The 12,667-nt window shown below is 74.1% G+C and carries 14 protein-coding genes; 6 read left to right on the forward strand and 8 right to left on the reverse strand.

Going from position 1 to position 12,667, the window contains the following annotated elements; translation table 11 throughout:
• Positions 1-81: 81 nt before the first annotated feature.
• Positions 82-1,194: an ROK family transcriptional regulator gene (locus ABT296_RS08255; protein WP_351924546.1), complete on the reverse strand. Its 1,113-nt coding sequence runs from the start codon at positions 1,192-1,194 to the stop codon at positions 82-84.
• A gap of 47 nt (positions 1,195-1,241) precedes the next feature.
• Between ABT296_RS08255 and ABT296_RS08260 the strand changes: the two genes are divergently transcribed.
• Positions 1,242-2,309, forward strand: coding sequence for a Gfo/Idh/MocA family protein (locus ABT296_RS08260; protein ID WP_351924548.1), 1,068 nt, complete (start codon positions 1,242-1,244; stop codon positions 2,307-2,309).
• Positions 2,306-2,815: a heme-degrading domain-containing protein gene (locus tag ABT296_RS08265; protein WP_351924550.1), complete on the forward strand. Its 510-nt coding sequence runs from the start codon at positions 2,306-2,308 to the stop codon at positions 2,813-2,815. The genes ABT296_RS08260 and ABT296_RS08265 overlap by 4 nt, the downstream gene beginning before the upstream one ends.
• On the opposite strand, the gene ABT296_RS08270 is transcribed toward ABT296_RS08265, so the two are convergent.
• On the reverse strand, positions 2,812-3,480 hold the full coding sequence (locus tag ABT296_RS08270; RefSeq protein ID WP_351924552.1) for a response regulator: 669 nt from the start codon (positions 3,478-3,480) through the stop codon (positions 2,812-2,814). The two genes, ABT296_RS08265 and ABT296_RS08270, sit on opposite strands and share 4 nt — an antisense overlap.
• Complete coding sequence (locus ABT296_RS08275; protein ID WP_351924554.1) at positions 3,477-4,610, reverse strand: sensor histidine kinase; 1,134 nt, start codon at positions 4,608-4,610, stop codon at positions 3,477-3,479. Before ABT296_RS08275 ends, ABT296_RS08270 begins: the two co-directional genes overlap by 4 nt.
• Before the next feature lie 436 nt (positions 4,611-5,046).
• Here ABT296_RS08275 and ABT296_RS08280 point away from each other — a divergent pair, with 436 nt between their 5' ends.
• Positions 5,047-5,652, forward strand: coding sequence for a hypothetical protein (locus ABT296_RS08280; protein ID WP_351924556.1), 606 nt, complete (start codon positions 5,047-5,049; stop codon positions 5,650-5,652).
• A 28-nt stretch (positions 5,653-5,680) separates the two neighbouring features.
• Here ABT296_RS08280 and ABT296_RS08285 read toward each other — a convergent pair whose 3' ends face one another.
• The 4 genes from ABT296_RS08285 to ABT296_RS08300 all read right to left on the reverse strand — a co-directional run bounded on the left by ABT296_RS08285 (position 5,681) and on the right by ABT296_RS08300 (position 8,692).
• Positions 5,681-6,532, reverse strand: a complete 852-nt coding sequence (locus tag ABT296_RS08285) for a fumarylacetoacetate hydrolase family protein (protein WP_351924558.1) — start codon at positions 6,530-6,532, stop codon at positions 5,681-5,683.
• Between the two features lie 120 nt (positions 6,533-6,652).
• Entirely contained in the window at positions 6,653-7,339 is a 687-nt protein-coding gene (locus tag ABT296_RS08290) for a YidC/Oxa1 family membrane protein insertase (protein WP_351924560.1), read from the reverse strand.
• Positions 7,340-7,433: 94 nt separating this feature from the next.
• Positions 7,434-7,751 (reverse strand): DUF6412 domain-containing protein, encoded by a 318-nt coding sequence (locus ABT296_RS08295; protein WP_351924562.1) that lies wholly within the window; start codon positions 7,749-7,751, stop codon positions 7,434-7,436.
• A 47-nt stretch (positions 7,752-7,798) separates the two neighbouring features.
• Positions 7,799-8,692: a class E sortase gene (locus ABT296_RS08300; protein ID WP_351924564.1), complete on the reverse strand. Its 894-nt coding sequence runs from the start codon at positions 8,690-8,692 to the stop codon at positions 7,799-7,801.
• 222 nt (positions 8,693-8,914) lie between these two features.
• On the opposite strand from ABT296_RS08300, the gene ABT296_RS08305 reads away from it, so the two are divergent.
• A complete protein-coding gene (locus ABT296_RS08305; protein WP_351924566.1) occupies positions 8,915-10,387 on the forward strand; it encodes a glycoside hydrolase in 1,473 nt (490 codons plus the stop codon).
• Between the two features lie 77 nt (positions 10,388-10,464).
• The gene (locus tag ABT296_RS08310) at positions 10,465-11,496 is read left to right on the forward strand and encodes an SEC-C metal-binding domain-containing protein (RefSeq protein WP_351924568.1); all 1,032 of its coding nucleotides are present in this window, start codon (positions 10,465-10,467) and stop codon (positions 11,494-11,496) included.
• A gap of 92 nt (positions 11,497-11,588) precedes the next feature.
• Here ABT296_RS08310 and ABT296_RS08315 read toward each other — a convergent pair whose 3' ends face one another.
• The gene (locus ABT296_RS08315) at positions 11,589-12,059 is read right to left on the reverse strand and encodes an SRPBCC family protein (protein ID WP_351924570.1); all 471 of its coding nucleotides are present in this window, start codon (positions 12,057-12,059) and stop codon (positions 11,589-11,591) included.
• Between the two features lie 151 nt (positions 12,060-12,210).
• Here ABT296_RS08315 and ABT296_RS08320 point away from each other — a divergent pair, with 151 nt between their 5' ends.
• Positions 12,211-12,615, forward strand: a complete 405-nt coding sequence (locus ABT296_RS08320) for a very short patch repair endonuclease (protein WP_351924660.1) — start codon at positions 12,211-12,213, stop codon at positions 12,613-12,615.
• Positions 12,616-12,667: the final 52 nt, after the last annotated feature.

Raw genomic sequence — 12,667 nt, forward strand, 5'->3', positions numbered from 1 at the left:
CCGCCGTGGGGGCCGGACCCCACGCCTCAGTGCGGGCCCCGCGTCCCAGCGCGGGCCCAGCGTCCCAGTGCGGCCCCGCGTCTATCCCTCGCCCCTGCCGAACAAAGGTGCCAGCAGCAGCTGGGCGGCGCCCTCCGCGACCTCCCGTCCGGCGCCGGGGGCCAGCCGCACCGGCACGGCCTGGTCGCCGGTCCGCCGGCCGCGCTCCTCCAGTACGGCCGCCGCGCCGCCCACGAAGCACTCCGGCCGGGCCGTGACCGTACGGCCGCCCAGCAGCACCACGTCGATGTCCAGCAGCGCGACGAGATTGGCGGCGCCGGTGCCGAGCACGCGGGCCGCCTCCTCGAAGTCCCCCCGGCCCACGGCGGCCAGGCACAGGGCCTCCACGCAGCCCCGGTTGCCGCAGTGGCACGGGGGGCCGTCGAGCTGGAGGATCTGGTGCCCGAACTCCCCCGCCCCGGTGCGCGTCCCGCGGTGCACGACTCCGCCGAGCACCAGTCCGCCGCCGAGTCCCGCCCCGAAGTGCAGATAGGCGAAGGACTCGCCCACCCCGCCGGCCGCGAGTCCGAGGGCGGCGGCGTTGGTGTCCTTGTCGACCACCACCGGCGCTTCGAGCGCCCGCTCCAGCTCCGCGCGCAGCGGGAAGCCGTCCCAGTCGGGGAATCCGGTGACCCGGTGCAGGACGCCCCGGGCGTGGTCGAGCGGTCCGGGCAGGCCGACGCCCACGCCGAGCAGGGTGCCCAGCGGCCGGCCGGCGACCAGCGCTTCGACCTCGCCGACCACGCCCGCCACCACGGCCGGCTTGCCCGCGCCGAGGTCCAGCGGGGCGGACCGCTCGGCCACCACGGTCCCGGTCAGGTCCACCAGGACCGCCCGCAGCGCGTCCCGGTCCAGGTGCACGCCCACGGCGTGCCCGGCCTCGGGCACCAGGCGCAGCGCCGTCCGCGGCTTGCCGCCGGTGGAGGCCCGCCGGCCCGCCTCGGCCGCGAGTCCGTCCGCCCGCAGCCGCGCGGTGATCTTGCTGACGGCCTGCGGGGTCAGGCCGATCCGCTCGGCCACCTCCAGCCGGCTGATCCCGTCCGGCCCGGCCGCCCGCAGCAGGTCCAGGACGAGCGCGTCGTTGTGGCCGCGCAGCACCGGGAGGTTCACCCCCGCCGCGCCACTGATTCCCTTTACACCGCTCACGCCCCCCATTCTGCCCTCCGCTTGCACTTTCGCAACAGCGTTGCGAAAGTAGGAGCATGACTGGCACCCCCCTCCGCACCGGCCTGATCGGCTACGGCCTCGCCGGCTCCGTCTTCCACGCCCCGCTGATCGCCGCCACCGAGGGCCTGGTCCTCGACACGGTCGTCACCGCCAACCCGGAACGGCAGGAGCAGGCCCGCGCCGCGCACCCGGACGTCCGGGTCGCCGCGACCGCCGACGAGCTCTTCGCCCGCGCCGACGAGCTCGACCTGATCGTCGTCGCCTCCCCGAACCGGACGCACGTCCCGCTGGCCACCGCCGCCCTGAAGGCCGGTCTGCCGGTGGTCGTGGACAAGCCGGTCGCCGGCACCGCCACCGAGGCCCGTGACCTCGCGGCCCTCGCCGAGGAGCGCGGACTGCTGCTGTCGGTCTTCCAGAACCGCCGCTGGGACAACGACTTCCTCACGCTGCGCAAGCTGATCGACGCGGGCGAGCTGGGCGACGTCTACCGGTTCGAGTCCCGCTTCGAGCGCTGGCGGCCCCAGCTCAAGGGCGGCTGGCGCGAGTCCGGCGACCCGGCGGAGATCGGCGGCCTCCTCTACGACCTCGGCAGCCACGTCGTCGACCAGGCCCTCGTCCTGTTCGGCCCCGTCGCCTCCGTCTACGCCGAGTCCAACGTCCGCCGCCCGGGCGCCGAGACCGACGACGACACCTTCATCGCCCTCACCCACACCGGCGGTGTCCGCTCTCACCTCTACGTCTCCGCCACCACCGCGCAGCTCGGCCCCCGCTTCCGGGTGCTCGGCTCCAAGGCGGGCTACGTCAAGCACGGCCTCGACCCCCAGGAGGCGGCGCTGCGCGAGGGCGAGCTGCCCGGCGCCGGCTGGGGCACCGAGCCCGAGTCGCTGTGGGGCCGCGTGGGTGCCGGGGAGTCCCCGCTGACCGGTGAGGGCCGCCCCGAACCGACCCTGCCGGGCGACTACCCCGCGTACTATGCGGCCGTGGCCAGGGCCATCACCAGCGGCGACACCAACCCGGTGTCCGCCCTGGAGGCGGCCGCCGCCCTCGACGTACTGGAGGCGGCCCGCCGTTCGGCCCGCGACGGAGTGGTGGTGGCGCTGTGACGCACAACAACGGGATCACCCCGAAGTTCACCCCGGAGATCACCCCGACCCTGGAGGAGCTCCAGGCGCAGGAACGCCGCCTGGTCTTCCGGGAGTTCACCCCCGACGACGCCTGGCGGCTCGGCTCGCTCCTGGTGGAGATGGCCCGTGAGCGGCAGGCCCCGGTCGCCGTCGACATCCACCGGGCCGGGCAGCAGCTCTTCCACGCCGCGCTGCCGGGCGCCACGCCCGACAACGACGCCTGGATCGCCCGCAAGCGCCGGGTGGTGGAGCGCTACCAGTCCTCGTCGTACCTGGTCGGCGCCCGCGCCCGGGCCAAGGGCACGACCTTCGAGGAGTCCGCGCGCCTCGACCCCGACACCTACGCGGCCCACGGCGGCTCGTTCCCGCTCACCGTGGAGGGGGTCGGCGTGATCGGCGCGATCACGGTCAGCGGGCTGCCGCAGCTGGAGGACCACCGGTTCGTGGTGGCGGCGCTGGAGGAGTTCCTCTCCAAGGACGCCTAGAGCAGTCCGAGGTCCCTGGCCCGGAGTGCCGCCTGGGTGCGGTCGCGCAGGGCCAGGCGGCCGAGGATGCGGGAGACGTGGTTCTTGACCGTGCCCTCGCTCAGGTGCAGGCGGGCGCCGATCTCCCGGTTGGTGTGCCCGCGCGCCACCAGCCGCAGGATGTCGACCTCGCGGGGACTGAGCGGTACGGCGGGAGTGCCCGGCCGCTCGGGCGGGGGTCCCTCGGGGGTGCCGACGGCGGCCGTGAGGTGGCGGGTGACGGTGGCGTCGAGCTGGGTGACGCCCGCGTGTGCCAGCCGGACGGCCTGCGCGAGTTCGGCCGCCGGCAGGTCCTTCAGCAGATAGCCCGCGGCGCCCGCCCGCAGCGCCTGGACGACGTACTCCTCGTCGTCGAACGTCGTCAGCATCACCACCCGGCACTCCGGGGCGCGGGCGCGCAGGACGGCGACCGCCCCGACGCCGTCCAGTTCGGGCATCCGTACGTCCATCAGCACGACGTCCGGCCGCAGCCGTAGCGTCTTGTCCACCGCGTCCCGGCCGTCGACGGCCGTGCCGACGACCTCGATGCCCGGCCGGACGGACAGCAGTGCGGCGATCCCGTCCCGGATCAGCCGCTGGTCGTCCACGACCAGCACCCGTACGGCCGGAGCCTCCGCGTCGTTCATCCGCCCGCACCTCCCCGCGGCACCGTCACCGTCACCCGGGTCCCCGCGCCGGGCGCGCTGTCCACCTCGACGTCCCCCGCGAGGAGTTGGACGCGCTCGCGCATCCCCAGCAGTCCGAGGCCGGTGCCCGCGGCCCGTGCCGCCTCCGGCCGGAACCCGCACCCGTCGTCGGCCACGACCAGCCTCGCCCCCGTCTCCCCCAGCGTCAGCCGCACGCCGACCTCCGAGGCACCGGCATGGCGGCGGGCGTTGGTGACCCCCTCCTGCGCGGCCCGGAACAGCGCGCTCAGCTCCGCCGTACCGTACCCCTCCTCCGCGCCGCTGACCTCGACCGCGACCCTCGGTGGGCCCCCGTCGGCCAGTGCGGCCAACTCGTCGGCGAGGGAGGCCCGTGCCGCGCCCTCCCGCAGCGTGCGCACCGACTGCCGTACGTCGGCCAGCGCGAGCGTCACCGAGCGGCGGGCCTCGGACAGTGCCCGCCGGGCGGCGTCGGGGTCGAGGGAGCGGAACTCGGCGGCCATCTCCAACTGCACCGACATGGCGGTGAGATGGTGGCCGAGACTGTCGTGGATGTCCCGGGCCAGCCGGTTGCGCTCGGCCTCCGCCGACAGTTCGGCCACCCGCGCCGCGTACTCCTCCAGCGCCCGCCGGGACCGCTGCTCGCCCACGGCCACCGCGGCCATGGCGAGCGCCAGCACCAGGCCGACGACGAGCATCAGCAGGTCCGACACCCGCTCGGTGTCGCGGTACCAGCCGGGCACGGTAAGGGAGTTGGCGGCGAGCGGGGCGGCCAGGCACAGTCCGGCGAGGACCAGTGCGGCCCGGCGGCCGTAGGCGAACCAGGCGGTGAACGGCAGCAGTACGACGAGGACCTGGGCCAGTCCGGAGGGGTCGAGCAGCACCACGGCCGCGATCAGCGCGCCGCGTGCCACCAGCAGCGGCAGCCTGCCCCATCGGCACGCCTCCAGGGCCAGCAGCGCGGCGAGCGCCCCGACGAAGCCGGCCGTGCGCCATGGCGCCGGGCCCGCCGTGCCCTCGCCGTCCCCGAGTGCGACGGCCGCCGCGCCCGCGGCCAGTACGGCGCCGTAGAGCACCGGCGCCACCCAGCGCACCGCCACGTACTCACCCATGCGCGCCCCCCTTCTCCCGCTGCGGCCAGGCTAGCCAGCCCGCGCGGGCTGCGGTCCGGATGCGCGCGGAGTGTGGCCGCGGGGCACGGCCGGGGGTGCCGGACGGCACATGCCGAACGGCCTCGCCGTGCCGTGACCTCCGGCGGCGGGAGCGGACGCTCCGCACCTGCCCGGGGGGACGGGTCGGCGCCTACGTTTTCGGCGCCGGGGGTGGTCCGTGGTTCCGGCGGGGGCGTCGTCCGCTGCCGGGGCGGGGCGTCGTCCGCCGTTCCGGCGGGGGTCGTCGTCCGCGTTCCCGACAGGGCCGCAGTGCGCGTTCCCGACAGGGCCGCAGTGCGCGTTCCCGACAGGGCCGCAGTGCGCGTTCCCGACGGGGCCGCCGTCCGTGGCTCCTGCCCCCCGGCCCGTCACCCGTTCCCTGCCCGAGGAGGTCCCCATGTCCAGCACCACCCCCGCCGTTCCCGCCGCCGCCCTGTGCGGAGCCGTGTCCGGGCTGCTGATCGCGCTGCCCGGACTGGTCGAGGCGTTCACCGGCGAGACCGCCGCGACCAGCTTCCTGCTGGCCCTCGCCCCCGCGTTCGCGCTGCCCCTGCTCGTCGGGGTGCATCTGCGGCAGAGCGCGGCGGCCGGCCGGTTCGGGGCCGTCGCCTTCACCGTGAACCTGATCGGCCTCGGCCTGTTCGGCGGGGCCGCCTACGCCGGGAACCTCGTGCTGTTCCTCTTCGACGAGGACGTCGTGGAGGAGACCCTGACCGGTCCCACCGTGGCCGCGCTGTTCGGCTCGGCGGCCCTCTTCGCCCTGGGCTGCGCCCTGTTCGGGGCGGCGATGGTACGGGCCGGGGTGCTGCCGAGGGTGCCGGCCTGGGCGTACGCCGTGGTCATCCCGCCGTTCGCCTTCGTGACCGCGCTGCCCGACTCCCTGCTGAACAGCGCGCTGCACGTCGTGGTCGGCACCGTACTGATCGGCCTGGCGGCGGCTCTGCACCGCCACCGGGCCGACGAGGGCCGGGCCCCGGCCGTCCAGGCGTCCTTCCGCTCCTGAACCCGGCGCCGCCCGCCGGGCGTTCGGCTCAGGCGTCCTTGAACTCCTGGCGCTGGCGCCCGAGTCCGTCGATCTCCAGCTCGACCACGTCACCGGCCCGCAGGAACGGCTTCGGCTCCGGCTGCCCGAGGGCGACGCCCGCGGGCGTGCCGGTGTTGATGACGTCCCCCGGGTACAGGGTCATGAACTGGCTGACGTAGCGGACGACTTCGCCGACCGGGAAGATCTGCTCGGCGGTCGTGCCGTCCTGCTTCTGTTCGCCGTTGACCCACAGCCGCAGCCGCAGGGCCTGCGGGTCGGGCACCTCGTCGGCGGTCACCAGCCAGGGGCCCAGCGGGTTGAACGTCTCGCAGTTCTTCCCCTTGTCCCAGGTCCCGCCGCGCTCGATCTGGAACTCCCGCTCCGACACGTCGTGCGCCACGGCGTACCCGGCGACATGTCCGAGCGCCGCCTCGGCCGACTCGACGTAGCGGGCCGTGCGCCCGATGACTACGGCCAGCTCGACCTCCCAGTCGGTCTTCACCGAGCCGCGCGGGACGAGCACCGTGTCGTGCGGGCCCACGACGGTGTCCGGGGCCTTGAAGAAGACGACGGGCTCGGAGGGCGGCTCGGCGCCCGTCTCCCGGGCGTGGTCGTGGTAGTTCAGCCCGATGCACACGATCTTGCCGATCCGCGCCAGCGGCGGTCCCACGCGCAGCCCGGTCGCGTCCAGGACCGGCAGGCCACCGGCGCTCGCGCGGATCCGTGCGAGCGCCTCGTCGTCGGCGAGGAGCGCGCCGTCGATGTCCGGCACGACACCCGACAGATCGCGCAGGACCCCGTCGGCGTCGAGCAGCGCGGGCCGCTCCGCTCCCGCCGTACCGACTCGCAGCAGCTTCATGGTCACAGTCTCCCTCGATCGCGGGGCGCCCGCCGGTGTGTGCGGCCAGCGGCGGACTTGGCCGATCCTCCAAGCTCGAGGTCCAGTCCGCAAGACCCGGTTCACGTACTGGACCTCGGGTCAGCGGTAGAGCGCGGCCCGCTCCACGGCGCTCCAGGTCGAGCTGGTGACCACGTACAGCGCGGCCGCGAGCGGGACGACGGCCACGGTGACCAGTGTGAAGAAGGAGACGAACGGCATCAGCCCGGCGACGGTGCCGGCGCCCGGGGTGTCCAGCGGCACGGAGTCGGCCAGGGCCGCCCTGCTGCGGCGGTAGTTGAACAGGGCGACCCCGAGGACGAGGGCGAACAGCCCCAGGTACACCACCCCGGCCGCACCGCCCACGGCGAGCGCGTCGGTCAGGCGGCCGCCGAGGGGCGCGGTGAACAGCTCGTGGGCGAGGAGTTCATTGGCGCGACCGCCGATCTCGGCGCTGGAGAAGAGGTGGTAGAGCAGGAAGAAGGCGGGCGCCTGGAGCAGTCCGGGCAGGCATCCCGCGAGCGGCGACACCTTGTGCTCGGTGTGCAGTTCCAGCACGGCCCGCTGGAGCCGCTCGGGGTTCTTCGTGTGCTTGCGGCGCAGTTCGGCGATCTGCGGCTGGAGGGCGGTGCGGGCCTTCTGGCCGCGGGCGGCGGCGCGGGAGAGGGGATGCACGAGCAGCCGTACGAGCGCGGTGAACAGGACGATCGCGGCGGCGGCCGCCGAGCCGTGGAAGAGCGGCTGGAGCAGCTCGGCGAGCTGCTCGACAAGGCGTGCGAAAACGGACATGGGTGAGCCCTCCGGGGGTCTCGTCGTGCCGGATGAGGAGACAGCGGCATGACGACCCGCGCGGGGCCGGGCAAGGGGTGGAAGCCGTGCGGCCCTACGCGGCGGTCGCCGGGAGGGCGTGTCCGGGGGCCCGGGGACGGGTGCGGCCCCTGGCGTCGGGGTCGCGCTGCGGGAGGAAGGCGGTACGGCGGGCCCGGTCGCGGATGGCCGTGCGGACCCGGGTGGGCGGTACGGCGGGCGCGGAGCGGGCGGCGATCAGCGTGCAGACGGTGAGCGCGGTGCCGGCCGCGGCGGTCGCGGCCAGGGCGACGGTCGCGAAGAGGCCGCCGGATTCCAGCAGCAGGACGTCGAGGACGAGGGCGAGGAGGACGAGGACGGGCCGCAGAACGGGCCAGCGCGCGAGTGTGACCATCGCGTTGCCCCCTCCCCTGTTCCGGACTCCTGTTCGTCCGTTATACCTCAACGCGGTCGCGTCGAGGTGAGCGTCCCCCACACCACCAGCCGGTACCGGGAGGTGAACTCGGGGGTGCAGGTGGTGAGGGTGATGTACGAGCCGGCCTCGCGGTAGCCGCGCCCGGGGTGGACGAGGCTGCGGGGGACGGGCCGGATGACCCCGGTGTCCCGCGCGGAGGTCCGCGCGAGGGTCTGGTCGACGGTGTAGGTGTACACCGCGCTCTGCGTCTCCACGACGATCTCGTCGCCTTCGCCGAGCCGGTCGAGCCGCCGGAAGGGCTCGCCGTGGGTGTTGCGGTGCCCGGCGAGGGCGAAGTTGCCGGGCCGGCCGGGCTGCTGGGTCCGCGGGTAGTGGCCGGCGTACCCCCGGTCGAGGACCCCGCCCCTGCTGACGCCCTCGGCGACGGGGACGCGGAGGCCGAGGGCGGGGACGGAGAGGATGGCGTAGGCGCGGGCCTCCGGGGGCTCCTGGGCCTTCGGTGTGGGCGGCGGGCCCTCGCGGGGTGGGGACGGCACGGCGGACGCCACCGGCTCCGGCTCGTCCGCCGGGTCGCCGGTCGGTTCACCGGCCGAGGACCCGTCGCCCCACTCCCGCTCCAGCGCGGCCACTCCACGCCCGGCCTCCGCCTTCGCCTCGCGGTTGGTCCACCAGAGCTGGTGGACGACGAGGAGCAGCAGGACGAGTCCGACGGTGACGAGGAGTTCGCCGCCGGTCCACAGCAGACGGCGGCCGAGGGCCCGCCGCCGACGGTCGGCGTGCCGGACGACGCGGGGTCGGCCGGCGAAGGCGGCGTGGGTCCGGACGACGCGGGGTCGCCCGGCGAAGGCGGCGTGGGTTCGGACGACGCGGGGTCGCCCGGCGAAGGCGGCGTGGGTTCGGACGACCCGGGGTCGGCGCATCACGTACGCCTCCTTCACCGTCGTCGTCCCGGTGCTGCGCGGGGCCCGAACGATAGGCGCAACTCCCCCAAGTCACCAGACTCGTGGCGGGCGTTCGAGACTTCGTACATAGGTTTTAGAAAGGGTTCAGAAATCATGGTCGCGCCCCTCGACAAGCTCCACTCCACCCCCCGATGCTCCTGATGGCATGTACGGGACAGGCACTCAGGAGGTGGAGCAGTCATGATCCGACGCAGAACTCTGCTGGCGGCGACGGGCGGAGCGGTCCTGGGCGGCGCCCTGGCCACGGGCACCGCGCACGCGGACGCGACCATCGCCGTCAACCCCGGTACCAGGTACGGCACCTGGGAGGGCTGGGGGACCTCCCTGGCCTGGTGGGGCAACGTCTTCGGCGCCCGCGACGACTTCGCCGACCTGTTCTTCACCACCAAGTCGGTTACCTACAAAGGCACTTCACTTCCCGGTCTCGGCCTGAACATCGCCCGCTACAACCTGGGCGCGTGCAGCTGGAACAGCGTGAACGGCGAGACGATGGCCGAGTCGCCGAACATCCCCGCCTTCAAGCAGATCGAGGGCTACTGGCAGGACTGGTCCAACGAGGACCCGGCGTCCGCCGCCTGGGACTGGACCGCGGACGCGGCCCAGCGGGCGATGCTGGTGAAGGCGGTGCAGCGCGGGGCCGTGACCGAGCTGTTCGCCAACTCCCCGATGTGGTGGATGTGTTCCAACCACAACCCGTCCGGCGCCGCGGGCGGCGGCAACAACCTCCAGACCTGGAACTACCGCCAGCACGCCTCCCACCTGGCCGCGGTCGCCCTGTACGCGCGAACGAACTGGGGCGTGAACTTCGCGACCGTGGACCCCTTCAACGAACCGGCGTCCAGTTGGTGGACCGCCACCGGCACCCAGGAGGGCTGCCACCTCGACCCGGCCGTACAGGCGGCCGTACTCCCGTACATGCGCAGCGAGTTGGACAGGCGCGGCCTGACGGGCGTACGCATCTCCGCCTCGGACGAGACGAACTACGACACCGCGCGCAGCACCTGGGCCTCCTTCGGCGCCTCGACGAAGGCGCTGGTGGCGCAGGTCAACGTGCACGGCTACCAGGGCACGGGCGGCCGCCGGGACCTGCTGTACACGGACGTGGTGACGACGTCGGGCAAGAAGCTGTGGAACTCCGAGACCGGCGACAGCGACGGCACCGGCCTGAGCATGGCCCGCAACCTCTGCTACGACTTCCGCTGGCTGCACCCCACCGCCTGGTGCTACTGGCAGGTGATGGACCCCTCGACGGGCTGGGCGATGATCGCGTACGACGCGAACACCCTCCAGCCGACGACCGTGCAGCCGAAGTACTACGTGATGGCCCAGTTCAGCCGGCACATCCGCCCCGGAATGACCGTCCTCGACACGGGTGTGAGCTACGCGGCCGCCGCCTACGACGCGACCGCCCGCCGGCTGGTGCTGGTCGCCGTGAACACCGCGACGACGGCGCAGACCCTCACCTTCGACCTGTCCCGCTTCACCACGGTGACCGGCGGCTCCGGCGGCCTGGTCCCGCGCTGGAACACGGTCACGGGCGGCGGGGACATGTACCGCGCGTACAACGACACCTATCTGACGGGGAAGTCGGTGAGCGTGCCGTTCGCGGCGGGCGCGGTGCAGACGCTGCATGTGGACGGGGTGACGATCTAGGAACGCGCGCCTGTACGCGCAGGGCCTGGCCTGCACGTATCTCACGCTCGCCGGGCCCCCGCAGTACGGTGTCACCCATGCGCCCCGACACGCCTGCCGAGAACGTCGACCACACCGCCGAAGCGGCACGCCTGGAGCGGACCGCCGGACTGTATCCCGAGGACGCCGAAGCCCTGCTGCTCCAGGCCGCGGCCCATCTGGAACTCTCCGGCGACCGCCCCGCCGCGTCCACGCTCTACGACCGCCTGCTGTCCTCGGCGGGCTCGCTGGAGGACCCCTGTCTGGTGCGGGCCCTGAAGGCCGCGAACCTGTGGGAGTACGGCCACGAGGCGGAGGCCCGGGCGATCATCGACGGCGTCCGCGCGGCGGCCCCCCGCGACCCGGCCCCCTGGGTGATCGTGGCCGAGGCCCTGGAGGCCCACGACGAGCTCCAGGCGGCGCAGGAGACCTTCACGCAGGGCGTACGGCTGCTGCTGGCCGACGGCGCCGAACCCCCGTACCCGACCCACCCGCTCCTCTACGGCCGCCACCGGGTGCGCCGTATGCAGGGCGCGCCGCACGACGACTGGGACACCCTCGCGGACAGCGTCCACCTCACCCAGTCCTCCCCCACCTCGGGCGTCTCCCTCGACGAACTCCACGACCCCAAGCGGGTCTGGTCCCTGGGCTCGGACAACCCGGTGGAGCTGGCGGCGGAGATCTCCCGTCTGCGGGCGGAGCTGGGCGCGTACCGCGAGGCGCTCTCCCGGCCCTTCCCGGTGGCGGTCCTGCACTGGCCGGCGACCGAACTGGCGGAACTGCTGGAGGCGTACCCGCCGCTGGCCGAGGAGTACCCGTCCCACGACACCCACCTCGCGACGATAGAGGCATCGCTGCGGGAGCTGTCCTCCTCCGGCACCCCGAACCTCGGCATCGTCACGGGCACGGTCCCCTCCTATGAGGCGTTCGCCGCCTCGGAGGGCGCCTCCCCGGGCGACACCTCGCTCCTCCCCCAGTACGCGACCACGCTCGCGGCCCGAGGCAGGGCGGCGGAGTGGCCACCCCAGCGCGGCACGGCGTGCTGGTGCGGCTCGGGGCGGGGGTACGGGGAGTGCCACGGGGCGGAGTAGGGCGAGCGGGGGCGGCGGGGGCCACCGGGAGCTGGGGGGGGCGGTTGGGCCCACCCCTGACCGGGGCGCGCCCCGGTCAGCCCCCGCCCCGGTCAGCTGCCGCCCCGCCCCTCGACGGCCGCCGCCACGTCATCGAGGTCCTTCTCGATGGCCTTGCGCACCGCGCGGGCGCCGACCGGCCCCAGCACCTTGGCTAGCACGTTCATGATGCCGCCCCCGGTGGGCGACGCGGAGAACGTCATCCGCACGGTCGTCGTCTCGGGCCCGTCCGCCCGCAGCTCCCACGCCGACACGTAGTGGGAGCCGTACGACTCGGCCTCGACCGCATACCCCTCGGGCGCCTCGCACCGGGTCACCCACATCTCCTCGGTGGCGTCCTTCCCGAACATCCGCCGCGTCTCCCGCCACCGCGTCCCGACCCCGAACCCCTCGCCCGACAGCACCTCGACCTTGGTGACCCCACTCAGGACCCGCTCCATACCCGGCAGATCGGTGAGCGCGGCCCACACGGTGCCCCGGGGCGCGGCGATCCGACGCTCCGCTGTGACGCTTTTGCTGGTCATGGGTCCATGAAAGCAGCGGGGATGGAGGGGCGCGCGACGGCGGAGGGCGCCCGGAGCGGCCTTCTCGTACGCGAGACCCACGCCCCCGCGCGCCGGCAGAATTGGAGGCGTGTCCCATGCCGTCCCCTCCTCCCCCGCCGTCTCCGCGCGGATGAGCAAGCAGAGTTCCCGCGACACGGCCCCCGAGGTCGCGGTTCGACGTCTGTTGCACGCCGCAGGACTGCGATACCGGGTGAACGTGCCGGTACCCGGCATGCCCCGCCGCACGATCGATGTCGTCTTCCCCAAAACCAAGATCGCGGTCTTCATGGACGGCTGCTTCTGGCACGGCTGCCCTCAGCACGCGACGCAACCGAAGTCCAACGCGGAGTGGTGGCGCAACAAGCTCGATCGGAACATGGCCCGCGACAGCGAGACGACCCGGCACTTGGAGGCGGCGGGCTGGACGGTCCTGCGCTTCTGGGAGCACGAGAGCCCCGACTCGGTCGCCCGGTCCGTGGCGGCTGCGCGGCAGCTCGCCGCCGGCGACCGGGGCAGGCCGAACGCTCGCCCGTGACCTTGCGGTCGAGCCGGATCCGGACCGACCGCCCGTTGTCCGACGCGGCCAA

Origin of the sequence: Streptomyces sp. NPDC000983, from assembly GCF_040299205.1 — a bacterium.
Taxonomy (GTDB): domain Bacteria; phylum Actinomycetota; class Actinomycetes; order Streptomycetales; family Streptomycetaceae; genus Streptomyces.

What these genes read in the sequence shown, in the direction of transcription:
- ABT296_RS08260 (WP_351924548.1), top strand. Translation starts at nt 1,242, where the DNA reads ATGACTGGCACCCCCCTCCGCACCGGCCTGATCGGCTACGGCCTCGCC.
- ABT296_RS08315 (WP_351924570.1), bottom strand. Translation starts at nt 12,059, where the DNA reads ATGACCAGCAAAAGCGTCACAGCGGAGCGTCGGATCGCCGCGCCCCGG.
- ABT296_RS08275 (WP_351924554.1), bottom strand. Translation starts at nt 4,610, where the DNA reads ATGGGTGAGTACGTGGCGGTGCGCTGGGTGGCGCCGGTGCTCTACGGC.
- ABT296_RS08270 (WP_351924552.1), bottom strand. Translation starts at nt 3,480, where the DNA reads ATGAACGACGCGGAGGCTCCGGCCGTACGGGTGCTGGTCGTGGACGAC.
- ABT296_RS08285 (WP_351924558.1), bottom strand. Translation starts at nt 6,532, where the DNA reads ATGAAGCTGCTGCGAGTCGGTACGGCGGGAGCGGAGCGGCCCGCGCTG.
- ABT296_RS08295 (WP_351924562.1), bottom strand. Translation starts at nt 7,751, where the DNA reads ATGGTCACACTCGCGCGCTGGCCCGTTCTGCGGCCCGTCCTCGTCCTC.
- ABT296_RS08300 (WP_351924564.1), bottom strand. Translation starts at nt 8,692, where the DNA reads ATGCGCCGACCCCGGGTCGTCCGAACCCACGCCGCCTTCGCCGGGCGA.
- ABT296_RS08280 (WP_351924556.1), top strand. Translation starts at nt 5,047, where the DNA reads ATGTCCAGCACCACCCCCGCCGTTCCCGCCGCCGCCCTGTGCGGAGCC.
- ABT296_RS08305 (WP_351924566.1), top strand. Translation starts at nt 8,915, where the DNA reads ATGATCCGACGCAGAACTCTGCTGGCGGCGACGGGCGGAGCGGTCCTG.
- ABT296_RS08290 (WP_351924560.1), bottom strand. Translation starts at nt 7,339, where the DNA reads ATGTCCGTTTTCGCACGCCTTGTCGAGCAGCTCGCCGAGCTGCTCCAG.
- ABT296_RS08310 (WP_351924568.1), top strand. Translation starts at nt 10,465, where the DNA reads ATGCGCCCCGACACGCCTGCCGAGAACGTCGACCACACCGCCGAAGCG.
- ABT296_RS08255 (WP_351924546.1), bottom strand. Translation starts at nt 1,194, where the DNA reads ATGGGGGGCGTGAGCGGTGTAAAGGGAATCAGTGGCGCGGCGGGGGTG.
- ABT296_RS08320 (WP_351924660.1), top strand. Translation starts at nt 12,211, where the DNA reads ATGAGCAAGCAGAGTTCCCGCGACACGGCCCCCGAGGTCGCGGTTCGA.